The organism is Aliidiomarina sedimenti (assembly GCF_003986955.1).
Lineage (GTDB): Bacteria > Pseudomonadota > Gammaproteobacteria > Enterobacterales > Alteromonadaceae > Aliidiomarina > Aliidiomarina sedimenti.
On the sequence record NZ_PIPN01000001.1, the window covers coordinates 427,261 to 441,777 of the forward strand.

A 14,517-nucleotide genomic window follows, 5' to 3' on the forward strand; every position below is an offset into this window, starting at 1 on the left:
GTTACTCATCATCAGGGGTTTCGTTGTCTTCATCACGCTGCTGCTCCATGCGCCGCGCAACACTAAAAACATAATCGTCTATTTCGTCACTTTCCAGTTCGGTCAGTGCTGGTTCACGGAACCAGATAAAGCAAAGCTCTTCTATCAACTCAATTATCTGAGCGTGGGTCCATTCGCGCGACTCACCTTGCGCCACAGCACAATGCAACATGCCGTTCAGCTGGTCAGCAGCTAACTCTGCCTCTTCTTCAAACTCATCCATATCGGCCACCGTGACCAGATACGGGTGAACTACAAACTCATCTAACATACGCCGCCCAGTTAAGTCCCTGAATGACTGGCAATAATGCCTCAAGACCTTGTTGGTCTTCGGCGCTAAAGCGGTCCAGTGAGGGGCTGTCGATATCAAGTACCGCGACCACCTGCCCTGACACTTCGATCGGTAGCACAATTTCTGAGTTGCTCGCGGCGTCACAGGCTATGTGGCCAGCAAAGGCATGAACATCAGCAATTCGTTGGGTCGTCTGTTGCGCCGCCGCGGTGCCACAAACACCTTTGCCAATGGCAATGCGGACACAGGCAACTTTACCCTGGAAAGGACCTAATACCAGCTCGTCAGCACTGTCAGCCAGATAGAATCCAACCCAGTTAATATCATCCAGATTGTCATTCAATAATGCGCTTAGATTTGCCAGGTTGGCAATTAGATCAGGTTCGTCACTGACAATGGCCTTGGCTTGTTCAACGAGTAAAGGGTAATCAGGGGTTGAATAGCTATTCACGTTTTATCAGACTCCGGGGTCTCAGGCTGGATACTAAAGCGGGTAATTTCCTGCTCTCGTTCACGCCGCATTTCTGCTTTCGATTTACTAATAAACTGACCATCTTTGCCAATAGAAAAAGGCTCGGTCTGGTCTAAATGACGGGCCTGGTACATCATCACCAGGCTCAGACTGTCTTCACGCTGCTGCTCCGTTAATGGATTTCCGTCCGGCCAGCGGCCTGTTTCTACCGCTTCGCGCAAGCGCAGGTAAAGCGCGTCTGACATATTTTCAATAAGTTGTTCGGGTTGCATCAGGCCTACTTCCGTCGCGTATTTAACAATCGTACACGGTTGACAATATACCAGATAAAGCCAATCGCCATTAGACCAATTGAAATCTGAGACTGCCAGGTCGGATCAGGCGAGGTTTCATCGCGAAAATAAAACAACCCTCCAATGCCGACTACAAACACCAGCATTGCCAACATACTCTGTGCCGTCAGCTTATTGATATAATCAGCGCGGGCGCGACGACGCTTTCGCTCCAGCGTATTTGCATCAAGACCATCTACGACAAATCCGCAATGCTCACACACCGCGGCCTTATCGGACATTTTCTTATTGCACTCGGGACAATTCACAATTGCCATCACCCACTCCTAGCCTGTTACTTCTCTACGACCTTACTACTGTTACATTGTGCCATAAGCCACAATATCAAGGTAGCCATTAACGTGAACAGCCAGCAAAACAAAAAAACAGCAACAAGTCAGCACGTCAACCTGTTGCTGTTCTATCACAGTACGCTTGCCTAGTCTTTCGAATCAGGCAGTTTGTGCTGGTTTTCAGCCCAGTATTTATCCACTGTCTCTTTCATCTCGCGACGCATCAGCATGATCCCAAGCAGGTTAGGCAAGGTCATCAGGACAATCGCCACCGCCGCAATCTTCCAGATCAGGGTGGTATCGGCAATCGCGGCAATGAAAAAGCCTGCTACATAAATCACCCGGTATGGCATCACCGACCGTGGACCAGCCAGGTAAATCATCGCCCTGTCGCCATAGTATGACCACGCAATCGCGGTCGAGAAGGCGAACATCAGCAGAGCGACAGCGACAATGTACTGACCGAAGTCACCGAAGAAGCCTCGGGTGAACGCAACCGTGGTTAATGCAGCTGAGTGAATTAATGACTCTCCAAACACCTGCACGTTATCGCGGGTAAAACGTCCATTTGTAACATCGAGAGTGCCATTGTACGGGGTATCACCACCGATCAGAATGCTGACATTTTCAGCCACTGAGCGCGCATTCAATATAGTGTAGTTGCCAGGTTCAGGTTCGCCGGCAACGACGTCTATCTGTCCCTCGAACACCTCAATGGTGTTATCCTGATTATTCAGATAACGCGACAATTCTGCACGGTCAGTGTCAATCTGGTCATCGTAAACACCTGAAATAATCCGCATATCGGAGCGATCAAAGTGGTTCTGATGCTTTTCGTGCCACACACCAGAAGCCAGAATAACCAGACCAGTCAGGGTACAGATAAGAATGGTGTCGATAAAGGGTTCCAGAATAGAGACCATGCCTTCTTCAGCAGGTTCTTTGGTTCGTGCCGACGCATGCGCAATGGCAGCCGAGCCCTGACCTGCTTCGTTGGAGTAAAGTCCCCGCGCGACGCCCATATTGAAGGCGTAGGCGAAACTGGCACCGACGAACCCTCCAATTGCCGCTGTGCCGGTAAAGGCGTCAGCGAAGATGGCAATAAACGATGGAATAATATTGTCGACATTATAAAAAATAACCGCAAACGCACCCAGCACATACAGCACTGACATCAACGGCACAATGCGTGAGGTTACCGCTGCAATACGACGAATACCGCCGAGGATAACCAGCGCCAACAGGACGGATAAAACGCCACCAACCCAAATGGTTGGAATACCAAAGGTGGCTTCCATGGCCTGGGCTATATTGTTACTTTGCGGCATGTTGCCGGTACCGAATGAACTTAGCACCGTAGCAAGCGCAAAAATCACCGCCAGCCATTTCATATTCAGGCCACGCGACATGTAATACATAGGGCCGCCAGCCATGGTGCCATCTTCGGTCTGAACACGGTATTTGTGCGACAGCGTGACCTCAACGAACTTGGTCGTCATGCCGAAAAATGCCGTCATCCACATCCAGAATAACGCGGCCGGGCCACCGAGGAACAAGGCCAGCGCGACGCCACCAATGTTACCCGTACCGATGGTGCCTGACAGGGCCGTGGTCAATGCCTGAAAATGAGTGGTGTCGCCCGGATCACGGCTACGATCAAATTTACCGGTAATAACGCGCCACCCATGGGCAAAGAAACGAATCTGAGGGAATTTCAGATAAATCGTGAAGAACAGACCTACACCCAGCAGCAGAAACGGGAAGTAAACCGCTCCGCCGAGAACGCTGTTCATCCAGTCCAGCATATTGTTGATAAAGTTCAAGGTAGCCCCCTGCTGTTATTATCGTTATTTATTGTTTGTATAAACTGGTTTACGTCATTACGCCAAGGGCACTACCAGTAAAGGCCAGGCGTTTTTGCCCGCCTAAAAAGTAGTGCCCCGACATACTAGCGCAACTTGTCTGCAACTGCGAGAACTGCAGCCAGCGTATCGTAGCCAAACTGCTGGCTGCGCACGTCCGACCAACCCGTTTCCGGGTTGGCAATGTCGTTATTATCTTTAAATGGCATTTCTACCGTGAACGAGAGACAGTTAAAGGTCTCGCCCACATTGGCTGCAGCCACCGTCAGATTCGACTGACCCGGTGCATCGAGCTCATAGCCGTGGGTAACCTGAAACTCGGGTGTTGCGTTCAGCAGCGCCTGTTTAAAGTCGCCTTCTAAGCTCTGCAATCGCTGATCGTACGACGGGTTGCCTTCACAACCGGCGACAAAGTTGTATGGAATGGCTTCATCGCCATGAATATCAAGGTACATATCGACCCCGATGCGAACCATTTCCTCGCGAACCAGGTAAACTTCCGGGCTTTTCTCCATGCTCGGAGTCTGCCATTCACGGTTCAGGTTAACCCCTTTAGCGTTGGTCCGCAGGTGACCGCGAACGCTGCCATCCGGATTCATATTCGGCACCACATAAAAGACCGCTTTATCCAACAACAAACGGGCGACCCCATCGTCCTCGTCTAACAAACGGTGCAGCAGGCCCTCGATGAACCATTCAGCCATGCTCTCACCCGGGTGTTGGCGTGCGGTAACCCAGATTTTTTTCTTTCCTTCAGCCGGCTCTCCGATTTGCAGCAGCGTCATATCACGCCCATCCAGAGTCTGCCCCAGCACTCGTTGTTCAACCCAGCTCGACTGCTGTGCCGCTTGCAGCAAATCCAGATGACGCTCATAGCTATACGGCACGAAGTAAGCATAGAACACGGTTTCCTGCTCGGGAGTGTGCTCGATGATCAGGTTTTTGCCATCAAACGAAGTATCGACACGGAACCAGTGTTCACGGTCATAACTGGCCATTGCCCGATAGTCTTTCCAGCCATCCGGGTACGCGGCAGTATCAACCCCTTCAATGGTCAGGCGGTGGGCGCGTTCTGCTTCGCTATAAAGTTTAAAATGGAACCACTGAAAGAAATCAGACTCCGCGTCTTTGCGAATACGTAAACGAATGTCGCTGGCATCTTCAGCCTTAACGACTTCAATGTTGCCACTGTCAAACTGACTGGTAATAAACATAGATGTATCACTCCAGATTCAAACTTACGGCGCCCTGCCCTTGCCATAAGTGGAAAGCAAAAAATAAAGCGCCCTCTGAGGGCGCTTTGCGATAGGTTTAGTTTATTTAGGTAAACTAATCATTTTTTGACCAGCCATGTCCTGCACCACACGCAGTACCTGGCAGCTGTAGCCAAATTCATTGTCGTACCAGATATAGAGCACCGCGCGATTGCCTTCTACAATCGTCGCTTGCGAATCAACAATACCGGCGTAGCGGCTACCGACCAGATCCGAGGAGACAATTTCAGTCGACGCTGTGTAATCCACCTGGTTTTGTAAGTCAGAGAACAACGCCACTTCACGCAGGTATTTGTTCATTTCTTCTTTGTCAGACGATTTTGCCATATTCAGGTTCATAATCGCCATCGACACATTCGGCGTCGGTACGCGAATGGCGTTACCAGTCAACTTACCTTTCAGTTGCGGGAAGGCTTTAGCGACGGCTTTGGCCGCGCCAGTTTCGGTCAGAACCATGTTCAGTGGTGCTGAGCGACCGCGACGGTCTGCTTTGTGGTAGTTATCAATCAGGTTCTGATCGTTGGTGTACGCGTGCACGGTCTCGACGTGACCGCTTTCAATTTCATATTTGTCATGAACTGCTTTTAACACCGGAGTGATGGCGTTGGTGGTGCAGCTGGCCGCTGACAGAATCAGATCATCCGCGGTAATATCCTGGTCGTTGACACCATGCACGATATTTTTGATCTCGCCTTTGGCCGGGGCCGTGAGCAGAACTTTCTTCGCGCCTTTCGCTTTCAGGTGCAGCCCAAGACCCTCTTCGTCTTTCCAGATACCGGTGTTATCAACGATGATCGCGTTGTTGATACCGTATTTGGTGTAATCGACCTGATCCGGACCGTCCGAGTAAATCACCTGAATTTTGGTGCCGTTGGCTTTAATCGCCTGAGCTTCGTGGTCCACGGTAATAGACCCATTGAATGGTCCATGTACAGAATCACGGCGCAACAGACTGGCGCGTTTTTCAAGATCACCTTCACGCCCGCCACGAACCACAATGGCACGTAAACGAAGCTTGTTATTTTTACCGTTTTTCTCAATCAGCAACCGGGCCAGTAACCGGCCAATGCGGCCAAAGCCATATAAAACGACGTCCTGAGGCTCGATATCGTCTGGCTTACCAATCACGTCAGCCAGTTCCTGTTGAAGGTACTCTTCTACAGTCTGACCGTCGTTGTCGTTTCTGAATAAGAAGTTGAACGCCAGCTTACCGATATCAATTCGTGCCGGAGCCAGTTCCATCTCTGAAATTGCTTTTAACAACGGGTAGCTTTCGCGCAAACGCAGTTTATTGCCTTCGTGCTGACGAACCAGGCGATGCGCTTTGATGATGTCGATGGTGGAACCATTCAGTAACGAACGGCCATAAACCAGAATCTCAACGCCTTTGGTGCGATACAGGCGACCCACCAGTGGCTGCATCAGCTCTGCATATTCCTGCCGTTCTTCCCAGCTGGATAACGTACGATCGTTTTGCGCTTCAGTCATTCCAAAAAACCCTTTCCGTTGCAAAAATTTCGCCGGGCATTGTACTGAATTTCGCCTCCGCCCACCACTTAAAAATCAACCTTCGTCCGCTTTGAACTCAAGCGCAACCGAATTTACACAGTACCGCTGGCCCGTTGGTGCCGGACCGTCAGGAAAGACATGGCCCAAATGCCCCCCACATTGTTTGCATGTAATCTCGATTCGCTGCATGCCATGAGTGGTATCTTCGTGATACTCCACCTGTTCGCCCAGCGACGCGTAAAAGCTTGGCCAGCCGCAGCCTGCATCAAACTTAGTTTGTGCTGAAAAGAGTTCTTGTCCACAGCCCGCACAAACATAAATACCCGGGCGGTTTTCATCCAGTAAGGCACCGCTGAATGGCCGTTCGGTGCCCTTCTCACGCAAAACCCGGTAGGCCTCTGGTGTCAGTCGCTTGCGCCATTCTGCCTGGTCGCTCATTTACATCCCCTTCATCGTAATGTCATACCTGTAGAGTCTGGCTTTATGGTAGCATTAACCCCATGCCTAGCAAGAATCATCTCGTCAGGACTCAAGGAGCACCGCATGTTAAGACGTACAAAAATAGTTACTACCCTAGGCCCTGCCACCGACAATCCGGATGTGCTTTCCAGGCTTATTGCTGCAGGAGCTAATACGGTACGCTTAAACTTTTCCCACGGCACCGCGGAAGACCATGTGAAACGGGCCGCGATGGTTCGTGAACAAGCAGCGAAGCATGGTCGTCATGTGGCTATCTTAGGTGATCTGCAAGGTCCAAAAATACGAGTCGCCCGCTTCAGTAATGGTTCCGCTATGCTTGAGCAAGGGCAGACCTTTATTCTCGACGCCAGTCTGGATAAAGACGCCGGTGATTCGAATCAGGTAGGCCTTGATTACGCTGACTTACCCCAGGATGTAAATACCGGCGATGTGTTGCTGCTCGACGATGGTCGGCTGCGCTTGCAGGTCGATTCGGTGAGCGGCAGCCAGGTCATTACCAGCGTGCTGGTTGGCGGTACCCTGAGCAACAATAAAGGGATTAACCGCTTAGGCGGGGGCCTGTCAGCCGCCGCACTGACCGATAAAGATTTACGTGATATTCAGACTGCCGCTGATATCAATGTTGATTTTCTCGCGGTCTCCTTTCCCCGTTCCAGTGACGATATAAATCGCGCCCGCGCCCTGCTTCGGGAAGCCGGCGGTAAAGGCGGTATTTGCGCCAAGATCGAACGTGCTGAAGCAGTCGCCACCGAAGCGGCCCTGGATGATATTATTCATGCCTCCGATGTGGTCATGGTGGCGCGTGGCGATCTCGGTGTTGAAATTGGCGATGCACAACTGGTCGGTAAACAAAAACAGATTATTCAACGTTCACGGGCACTCAATAAAGTCGTCATTACTGCCACCCAAATGATGGAGTCGATGATCGATAATTCGATGCCAACACGGGCCGAAGTCATGGACGTAGCCAACGCCGTGCTTGACGGCACAGATGCAGTAATGCTCTCTGCAGAAACGGCAGCGGGCAAGTTTCCGGTTGAAACCGTACTGGCGATGGCTGACATCTGTAAGGGGGCCGAAACTCACCCCAGCGTCACCATGTCCTATCACCGCGCGGATGAAACCTTCACCTCGATTGCGGAATCAACCGCGATGTCGGCAATGTACGCTGCAAACCACCTCAGTGGCGTCAGTGCTATTATTGCGCTGACAGAATCAGGTCATACCGCCAAGTTGATGTCACGGATCAGTACCGCACTACCAATTTTCGCTCTCACCCGCCACCACAGCACGCTGGCAAAAACGGCGCTGTACCGTGGGGTTTATCCGGTCTATTTCGATACGCGTGAATCAGCCCTGGATACGCTGATTGCGGATGCAATGGCCGTGGTGGAATCGCGTGGGCACTTACAGAAAGGCGACTATGTGATTATTACCTACGGTGATTTAATGGGCACCATAGGGTCCAGTAACACCGTTAAAATCATGCAGGTTTAAAAGGTCATTGTTGCTATATCGAGGTCGCGGCTGCGCAACATACTGCGTAAGTCGCGACGCAACTCTTGCAACTCTGCCGCGAAATGCAGACGTTGGTCGTCAGTGAGCAGGCCATGCAGGGTCATTAAGCGCTCCTGACTGGCTTCTTTCGCTGCGCTGGTCTGTGTTATCAACACATCGCCGCGCAGGTTCTCCGGTTCTAAGAACAGCCCATCCAGATGTTCACTCAACAAATCTGACTGACTGCGCTGTTCAAGAGCTGAGGCAAACTGCTCCGCCCATTCCAGCCGGTACTCAATCCAAAGCATAGTGCTGTCATCGATGCTATCAGCCCACTCATCGAACAACGCCTGCTGCTCCCCGGTTACTGCTCCCAGCCAACGCTGAGCCTGTTTCTGAAACATATCGCGCCGCTCTGCAACACGCTCATCGGCGGTTGAGTCCTGATACTCATCGAGACGCTGCTGAATGGAGTCGGCCACACTCTGAATGAGCTCGTCGACCTGAGCATCACTTAAGTCAGGTAACAAACGCAGTGCCGCTGGCAACGCACCGGAACGCACCTGAAACCAGAAGTCGGCTGCTAGATCGCTATACTGGCGCACCGCTTCCGGGTCGAGAGTGGCCTCAGTAATATCCGCTTCGAGGGTTTCAAGTGTCAGGTGATACCGTGGTATTTGGGTCTCTGCGTGCCATTGTAAAAACGCCTCAACCTCTTCGTTCAACGCTTCATGCTGCTCGCGTTCCAGGCTCACGTAATCGCGTGCCTGCCAGACTATATACGTGTCCGCAAAACGGTAGGCGAAACTTCGCGAACAGGCACCTACCCCAAGAACAATCAGCGCCACGACAATCAGTTTAAGTAGTCTATGCATAAGCTTCACAGGCAAAAAGGGCCGCTATTCTAGCGGCCCAAAATTAATTGTTTGATCTTGTCTTTATAACTACGACTGACCTTTAATTCTTCACCATTATGTAGAATCAGATGGTACTCACCGTTTTGCCTGCTACAGAGTTTCTGCACCTGATTCAGGTTAACAATCGCGGAACGATGAATGCGCTGAAAGCTTTTCGGGTTCAGCTCTTTTTCCAGCTCTTTCATGGTGCGTCGAAGAATATGAGTTTCATTGTCAGCATGAATACACATGTAATCGCCGGCAGCGTCTACCCACTCGATCGCACTGATAGCGACCCGGGTAATCTCGCCACTTTCCTTAATCGCGATATGCTCTGGATAGTCATCGACCCGCAGTGACTCGCCGTCCGCCAGTCGCCGAAGAATATCTTCGCCATCTTCGCCAGTCATTTCTGCAACAAGGTCAACCAGCTTGTGCTGCTGTTCTTTCTCAGACACGTTGACCATGGCCAGCTCAATCCGCTCAAGAGCTGCCGCTAAGCGCTCTTCATCGACGGGCTTGAGCAAATAATCCAGCGCCCGCACATCGAACGCACGAATTGCATACTGGTCATACGCGGTAACAAACACAATCAATGGCATCTGGCTCATTGACTGACTGAGCGCCCGTAATACTTCAAAGCCGTTTAAACCAGGCATCTGAATATCCAGGAAGACCAGATCAGGCGCCGTCTCGGTGATACGTGTCACCGCGTCACGGCCGTTACTGCATTCAGCAACCACCTCAACCTGCTCAAACTGATCAAGACGCACCAGTAAACCGCGTCTTGCCAAAGGCTCATCATCCACTACAACTGTTCGAATTTTCTTACTCATGTCTTCACACAACTTGCCACGGAATCCGAATCTCAACAATGCAACCTGTTGGATCATTTGCAAACAGATTAAAGGAGTACTGCTTTCCGTACAAGGCCTTTAATCGTTCAGCGGTATTGCTCAGCCCGACGCCCCCGCCTTTATTGCTCCGTTTCGGTATCTCATGCACCGCGACCGGCCCGTTGTCTTTAACTTGGATGACCAGAGTCTCCACCTCAACCCGGGCATTTATCTCGATAGTGCCCTGCTCTTCGAGACGTGCAATGGCGTATTTTATAGAATTTTCGATAAGTGGCTGCAAAAACATACTGGGAACCAGCGCGCGCGCTGCATCTTCGGTTATGGCGGTGAAGACCTGCAATCGTTCTTCGAAGCGGACCTTCTCAATATCCAGATACAGCATCAGAACCTCAACTTCGCGCGCTAAGGTAATCCGTTTAATGGGTTCGTTATCAAGGGAAAAACGCAGGAAGTCACTCAACCGTGACATCATTTTATTGGCGGCCTTGTTCTCCTCCACCAGGATCAAGGTGGAAATAGCGTTCAGGGTATTAAACAGAAAGTGCGGATTTAACTGATAACGCAGCATTTTCAGCTGTGACTGATGCGCCATCGACGCGGCAGTGAGCGCTTTTTGCTTTTCATCCTGGAGCATCTGGTAATACTTAATAACAAAGTACAGCCCGCTCCAGCTGAGAATGATATACCACTTAGCGATGGTGTAATTGAAGTAGAACAAGGGATTGATCGGACGATAGCCGAAACGGTAGATCTCCCAGTTGGTGGCGTTATCGATAACTGCCCACAGTGCGGCAGTGACGAAAGATGCCACCAGCACCACAAGGAAAAGCCACGCCGGACGTCGGTTCCAGATGCGCCGATAGAGGTAACGTAACGGAATCGTCAGCAGGAAACCGGCATAGGCGCCCAACGCGACAATTACCATGTAAATGTCACGCATCTCCTGAGTAAAAGAGCCAAGGTACTGAATCAGTCCGTAGCCGATCCAGCCGGTTAGCTGCAATACCCAGAAAAATTTATTGCGGTCGTCGAAAAGTTGTCGCCAGTTCAAGATGTGTTACTGCACCAATACAAAATTTTAACAAAGTATACCGAAATCAGCGTAAAGCTCCGACCCTCTTTATCTCGCGATTGTCGCGCTTGGTCGCATTCGTTACACTGACTAGCTTAAACGGACGATCAGGAGAATCCATGTCGGCTTGCCCATTGCACTATCATATCAAAGCAGCGGACTGCTCGGGACACTATTTCGACGTGTGCCTGCGCATAGAAAACCCCGACCCGGAAGGGCAAACGCTACGTCTCCCTGCCTGGCTACCCGGCAGTTATATGATCCGTGATTTTGCTAAACATGTGGTTGAGTTCAGTGCCAACCATAACAACCAGATCCTGCACTATCACCGGGTCGACAAGCAGACCTGGTTGCTGCAGGCAAGTGACGGTCCGATTGAGGTACGTTACCGGGTCTACGCCAATGACTTATCCGTGCGTACGGCCTTCCTTGATGACACCTTTGGCTTTTACAACCATAGTGCCCTTTGTCTCGAGGTGGTTGGACAGAGCCGGCAACCCTGCGAAGTCGACATAGAGCTGCCGAACGGGTATGACAATTGGTATCTCGCAACAGGGATGCCGCGACTGCGCGGGGATGCCTTCGGCAGTGGTCGTTTCCGTGCCGACGATTATCAGCAGCTGATTGATTTTCCGGTGCTGATGGGCGAATTAACGCTGGATGACTTCATCGTCCATGGTACCCGTCACCGAATCGCCATTGCCGGCCGCCACTTCGCCGATATGGACAGGATCAGCGCTGATCTGGCGAATATCTGCGAGAACCAGCTTGATATGTTTGAAGGCGCAGCGCCGTTCGACGATTATACCTTTCTGGTCATGGTCACCGGGCAAGGCTTTGGCGGACTTGAACATCGCAATTCCACTGCCCTGCTGTGCAGTCGTAAAGACCTGATCCATTCACAGCAGGCTGGAATGACAGATAGCTATCGCACCTTCCTCAGCCTCTGCTCCCATGAATACTTTCATTCGTGGAATATAAAACGTTTACGCCCACGCGAATTCATTCCATTTCACCTCGACAAAGAGCAGTACACAGAGCAGCTTTGGTTTTACGAAGGGGTGACCAGTTATTACGACGACTACATGGTTCACCGGGCTGGTTTAAGCAGCCCCCAGCAGTATCTGGATACCTTGGCGACAACCCTCACCCGTGCACTGATGGGCCAGGGTTCGCAGCGTCAGACGCTAACCGAGTCCAGTCAGCTCGCCTGGACCACCTTCTACCAGCAAAACGAGAATGCGCCGAACGCAATTGTCAGTTATTACAGCAAAGGCGCCATTGTTGCGCTTTGCGCCGACTTGTTAATTCGAAAACAAAGCAATCATAGCTTTACCCTTGATGACGTGATGCGCCAACTGTGGCTGGAGTATGGCAAAGACGAGCGCGGCACCACCATGGACAGCCTGATTGACTGCCTCATCGATGCCGGCGGAGCGGAAATGCGCAGTCTGTTGCAGCGTGCCCTGCACACTACGCATCCGCTGCCGCTCAAAGAACTGCTTAGTTTTGTTGGTGTTGAGGCGCAGACCCTGGCCCTTGAAAGTGACAACGGACCCTTTGGCAAAGCGCCCCGGGTTGAATTCCAGGTTAGCTTAGGGGCTCGTTTTACGGCGCGCGAACACGGGCTTGAGTTAATTCAGGTTTATGAGGGTGGTAGTGCGTATGAGGCAGGCCTTAGTGCCGGTGACCTGCTGATTGCGATTGATAATCTGCAAATTAATGCAACCAATCAACTGGAGTTTTTCAGCCGCTACCAGGCCGGAGACAAGGTGGTGGTGCATGCATTTCGGCGTGACGAACTGAAGCAACGAGAGTTGCAGTGGCAGGCCCCAGAGCGTATCAACTGGGTGCTAACCCTGGCTGACCCGACGAAGGCCAGCCCCTGGTTATCAGTCCCGCGGGGGTAACAAAAGCTGGGGATCGACTCGTGTTGATTCCCAGTTCATGCGCCAGTCCAGATGAGGCCCGGTCGCGCGCCCTGTGGCACCTATTTCAGCAATAGGATCGCCCTGTTGCAGATAATCGCCGACATCCACGTAAATACGATGCAGGTGCAAAAAGCTCGAAAAAACCCCATGGCCGTGGTCAACGATCAAGGTGCCGCCGGACATCAGCATATCCGGGTGAGCCAATACCACGATACCACCTATCGGCGCATACACTGGCGTGCCGGTAGGAGCGGCAATATCGATGCCCCAGTGCGGTGCCCGTGGTTCGCCATTAAGAATACGTTGCGAACCGTACACACCGCTAATACGCCCTTCTGCCGGCCAGGCGTATGGGCCGGTAAAATACGTCATCTCGCTACGAACCTGACGGGCCTCTGCAACCTGCTGATTCTCAGCACGGATTCGCTCCTGAGCCGCAGGATCCGGCGTCACTGTCTGTTGCGGTAACCCTTCGATACGTTGAATATTAAACTCACGTGACGCAACATCCAGTGTCGAGCTATGTTCAGTCCCCTCTGCATCCGTTACCGTGAGCGTTTGTTCAGCATCCGCTTCCCGAGGCAAACCAAAAACAAAATAGCCATACTCACCGACCGTTAATTCTTCGCCGTTCAGGCGCACCTTAAAGCCCGGCTCGGTTTTACCGACCACCAGCGCCCCCTGGGTCAACTGACCTTGCAACTGAACATAGTCGTTGAGGCGATGCTCGCTCTCGTGCTCGTCCGCCTGCACCGACCCAAGTCCAGCGAGTAGTAGCAGTATTCCCGGTAAACCGTACCATTTACGCATAGCCAATAGCTCCTTTGCCAACACCTTCATAAGCGATGACCTTAACGTCAGCCTCAGGTTCCGCCATTTTAATCGTCGCCGCCAGGTAGTTAGAAATGCATTCAACGGTTGAATCGGTATCAATTACCGTATTCTCAGTTCGTGGCACAGCCAGCTCAAATAGCCCCTGATCAGCCTGATAACTATAGCAGACATGATCGTCGCCCACGCTCTCGCGGCCATACTCAGACAGTTGCATTGTGTCCGGCATCACCACGTCCTCGACGGAGCCAACATAGATATCTTCCCACTTACGCGCCCAGTGTTGTTCCAGTCGTGGGGTTCGCATGCCATTCAGATAAACCTGAATCGCCGAGCGGTGGCCGTGGGCAATTCGTTGACAGTTGCCGTCATGTTTCTTCAGGCCATGGGTGTAGTGATAATAAAACCCGTTGATCTGTTCAGCCCGCAATGTCAGTTGCAGACCTTCAACGTTGGTTGGCAGCTGACGTTTTATTACCCCATGCAAATAGGCCTTAACGGTGTCCATCGTCACTTCATCGGCATCGACAAAGGCATAGGCGTCGGCAGGACAGAATAAATGAATAGAGCCATTATCCGGGCGCATGAAATCGACCCAGTAACCACTTTCATCCTGGTTCCGGCTGACTTTGGTAAAGGGGTGTTCAGCGGGGACTGCCAGCTTATGGTCGACGGAGTCGTCAATAATCGCTTTGATTTGCTTTTTAACGCGGCCGAAATCCAGCACCATCGACTGGTCGTTCAACGACCCGTCTAACGTGATATCGACGATCCAGCTTTCGCCGACTATACCCCGCTGTGGACAAAGGTAAGAAAAGTCGATAACAGTCAGATCATTTACAAATAATTGCATGCCGGTGGCGGTCCTTGATTCGCGTTA

The 14,517-nt window shown here is 51.6% G+C and carries 15 protein-coding genes; 2 read left to right on the top strand and 13 right to left on the bottom strand.

Going from position 1 to position 14,517, the window contains the following annotated elements:
- Window position 1: 1 nt before the first annotated feature.
- The 8 genes from CWE12_RS02005 to msrB form a co-directional block, all read right to left on the bottom strand.
- Window positions 2-310 (bottom strand): hypothetical protein, encoded by a 309-nt coding sequence (locus CWE12_RS02005; RefSeq protein WP_126787984.1) that lies wholly within the window; start codon window positions 308-310, stop codon window positions 2-4.
- Window positions 300-782, bottom strand: a complete 483-nt coding sequence (locus CWE12_RS02010; protein WP_126787986.1) for a GAF domain-containing protein — start codon at window positions 780-782, stop codon at window positions 300-302. Before CWE12_RS02010 ends, CWE12_RS02005 begins: the two co-directional genes overlap by 11 nt.
- On the bottom strand, window positions 779-1,075 hold the full coding sequence (locus CWE12_RS02015) for a YeaC family protein (RefSeq protein WP_126787988.1): 297 nt from the start codon (window positions 1,073-1,075) through the stop codon (window positions 779-781). Before CWE12_RS02015 ends, CWE12_RS02010 begins: the two co-directional genes overlap by 4 nt.
- Before the next feature lie 5 nt (window positions 1,076-1,080).
- Window positions 1,081-1,413 carry a zinc ribbon domain-containing protein gene (locus CWE12_RS02020; protein WP_126787989.1) on the bottom strand — a complete coding sequence of 111 codons (333 nt, stop codon included), beginning with the start codon at window positions 1,411-1,413 and terminating at the stop codon, window positions 1,081-1,083.
- Between the two features lie 161 nt (window positions 1,414-1,574).
- Window positions 1,575-3,233, bottom strand: a complete 1,659-nt coding sequence (locus CWE12_RS02025) for an alanine/glycine:cation symporter family protein (RefSeq protein ID WP_126788486.1) — start codon at window positions 3,231-3,233, stop codon at window positions 1,575-1,577.
- Between the two features lie 143 nt (window positions 3,234-3,376).
- Complete coding sequence (locus CWE12_RS02030; protein WP_126787991.1) at window positions 3,377-4,504, bottom strand: M14 family metallopeptidase; 1,128 nt, start codon at window positions 4,502-4,504, stop codon at window positions 3,377-3,379.
- Between the two features lie 102 nt (window positions 4,505-4,606).
- A complete protein-coding gene (locus tag CWE12_RS02035; protein WP_126787993.1) occupies window positions 4,607-6,052 on the bottom strand; it encodes a glyceraldehyde-3-phosphate dehydrogenase in 1,446 nt (481 codons plus the stop codon).
- Between the two features lie 75 nt (window positions 6,053-6,127).
- Window positions 6,128-6,511: a peptide-methionine (R)-S-oxide reductase MsrB gene (gene msrB / locus CWE12_RS02040; protein WP_126787995.1), complete on the bottom strand. Its 384-nt coding sequence runs from the start codon at window positions 6,509-6,511 to the stop codon at window positions 6,128-6,130.
- A gap of 105 nt (window positions 6,512-6,616) precedes the next feature.
- On the opposite strand from msrB, the gene pyk reads away from it, so the two are divergent.
- Window positions 6,617-8,050: a pyruvate kinase gene (pyk, locus tag CWE12_RS02045; protein ID WP_126787997.1), complete on the top strand. Its 1,434-nt coding sequence runs from the start codon at window positions 6,617-6,619 to the stop codon at window positions 8,048-8,050.
- Here pyk and CWE12_RS02050 read toward each other — a convergent pair.
- Genes CWE12_RS02050 through CWE12_RS02060 form a run of 3 tightly spaced genes read right to left on the bottom strand, consistent with a single transcriptional unit; the run spans window position 8,047 to window position 10,854 of the window.
- Window positions 8,047-8,925 carry a DUF6279 family lipoprotein gene (locus CWE12_RS02050; RefSeq protein WP_126787999.1) on the bottom strand — a complete coding sequence of 293 codons (879 nt, stop codon included), beginning with the start codon at window positions 8,923-8,925 and terminating at the stop codon, window positions 8,047-8,049. The genes pyk and CWE12_RS02050 overlap by 4 nt on opposite strands.
- A gap of 29 nt (window positions 8,926-8,954) precedes the next feature.
- Complete coding sequence (locus tag CWE12_RS02055) at window positions 8,955-9,782, bottom strand: LytR/AlgR family response regulator transcription factor (protein ID WP_126788000.1); 828 nt, start codon at window positions 9,780-9,782, stop codon at window positions 8,955-8,957.
- Window positions 9,783-9,786: 4 nt separating this feature from the next.
- Window positions 9,787-10,854: a sensor histidine kinase gene (locus tag CWE12_RS02060; protein WP_126788002.1), complete on the bottom strand. Its 1,068-nt coding sequence runs from the start codon at window positions 10,852-10,854 to the stop codon at window positions 9,787-9,789.
- A 140-nt stretch (window positions 10,855-10,994) separates the two neighbouring features.
- On the opposite strand from CWE12_RS02060, the gene CWE12_RS02065 reads away from it, so the two are divergent.
- Window positions 10,995-12,785 (top strand): M61 family metallopeptidase, encoded by a 1,791-nt coding sequence (locus tag CWE12_RS02065; protein ID WP_126788004.1) that lies wholly within the window; start codon window positions 10,995-10,997, stop codon window positions 12,783-12,785.
- On the opposite strand, the gene CWE12_RS02070 is transcribed toward CWE12_RS02065, so the two are convergent.
- On the bottom strand, window positions 12,768-13,616 hold the full coding sequence (locus tag CWE12_RS02070) for a M23 family metallopeptidase (protein ID WP_126788005.1): 849 nt from the start codon (window positions 13,614-13,616) through the stop codon (window positions 12,768-12,770). The genes CWE12_RS02065 and CWE12_RS02070 overlap by 18 nt on opposite strands.
- Window positions 13,609-14,490 (bottom strand): 6-carboxytetrahydropterin synthase, encoded by an 882-nt coding sequence (locus CWE12_RS02075; protein ID WP_126788007.1) that lies wholly within the window; start codon window positions 14,488-14,490, stop codon window positions 13,609-13,611. Before CWE12_RS02075 ends, CWE12_RS02070 begins: the two co-directional genes overlap by 8 nt.
- Between the last annotated feature and the right edge of the window lie 27 nt (window positions 14,491-14,517).

Coding starts and splice junctions, on each gene's coding strand:
- CWE12_RS02005 (WP_126787984.1), bottom strand. CDS start 310: ATGTTAGATGAGTTTGTAGTTCACCCGTATCTGGTCACGGTGGCCGAT.
- CWE12_RS02015 (WP_126787988.1), bottom strand. CDS start 1,075: ATGCAACCCGAACAACTTATTGAAAATATGTCAGACGCGCTTTACCTG.
- CWE12_RS02020 (WP_126787989.1), bottom strand. CDS start 1,413: ATGGCAATTGTGAATTGTCCCGAGTGCAATAAGAAAATGTCCGATAAG.
- CWE12_RS02025 (WP_126788486.1), bottom strand. CDS start 3,233: ATGCTGGACTGGATGAACAGCGTTCTCGGCGGAGCGGTTTACTTCCCG.
- CWE12_RS02030 (WP_126787991.1), bottom strand. CDS start 4,504: ATGTTTATTACCAGTCAGTTTGACAGTGGCAACATTGAAGTCGTTAAG.
- CWE12_RS02035 (WP_126787993.1), bottom strand. CDS start 6,052: ATGACTGAAGCGCAAAACGATCGTACGTTATCCAGCTGGGAAGAACGG.
- msrB (WP_126787995.1), bottom strand. CDS start 6,511: ATGAGCGACCAGGCAGAATGGCGCAAGCGACTGACACCAGAGGCCTAC.
- pyk (WP_126787997.1), top strand. CDS start 6,617: ATGTTAAGACGTACAAAAATAGTTACTACCCTAGGCCCTGCCACCGAC.
- CWE12_RS02050 (WP_126787999.1), bottom strand. CDS start 8,925: ATGCATAGACTACTTAAACTGATTGTCGTGGCGCTGATTGTTCTTGGG.
- CWE12_RS02055 (WP_126788000.1), bottom strand. CDS start 9,782: ATGAGTAAGAAAATTCGAACAGTTGTAGTGGATGATGAGCCTTTGGCA.
- CWE12_RS02065 (WP_126788004.1), top strand. CDS start 10,995: ATGTCGGCTTGCCCATTGCACTATCATATCAAAGCAGCGGACTGCTCG.
- CWE12_RS02070 (WP_126788005.1), bottom strand. CDS start 13,616: ATGCGTAAATGGTACGGTTTACCGGGAATACTGCTACTACTCGCTGGA.
- CWE12_RS02075 (WP_126788007.1), bottom strand. CDS start 14,490: ATGCAATTATTTGTAAATGATCTGACTGTTATCGACTTTTCTTACCTT.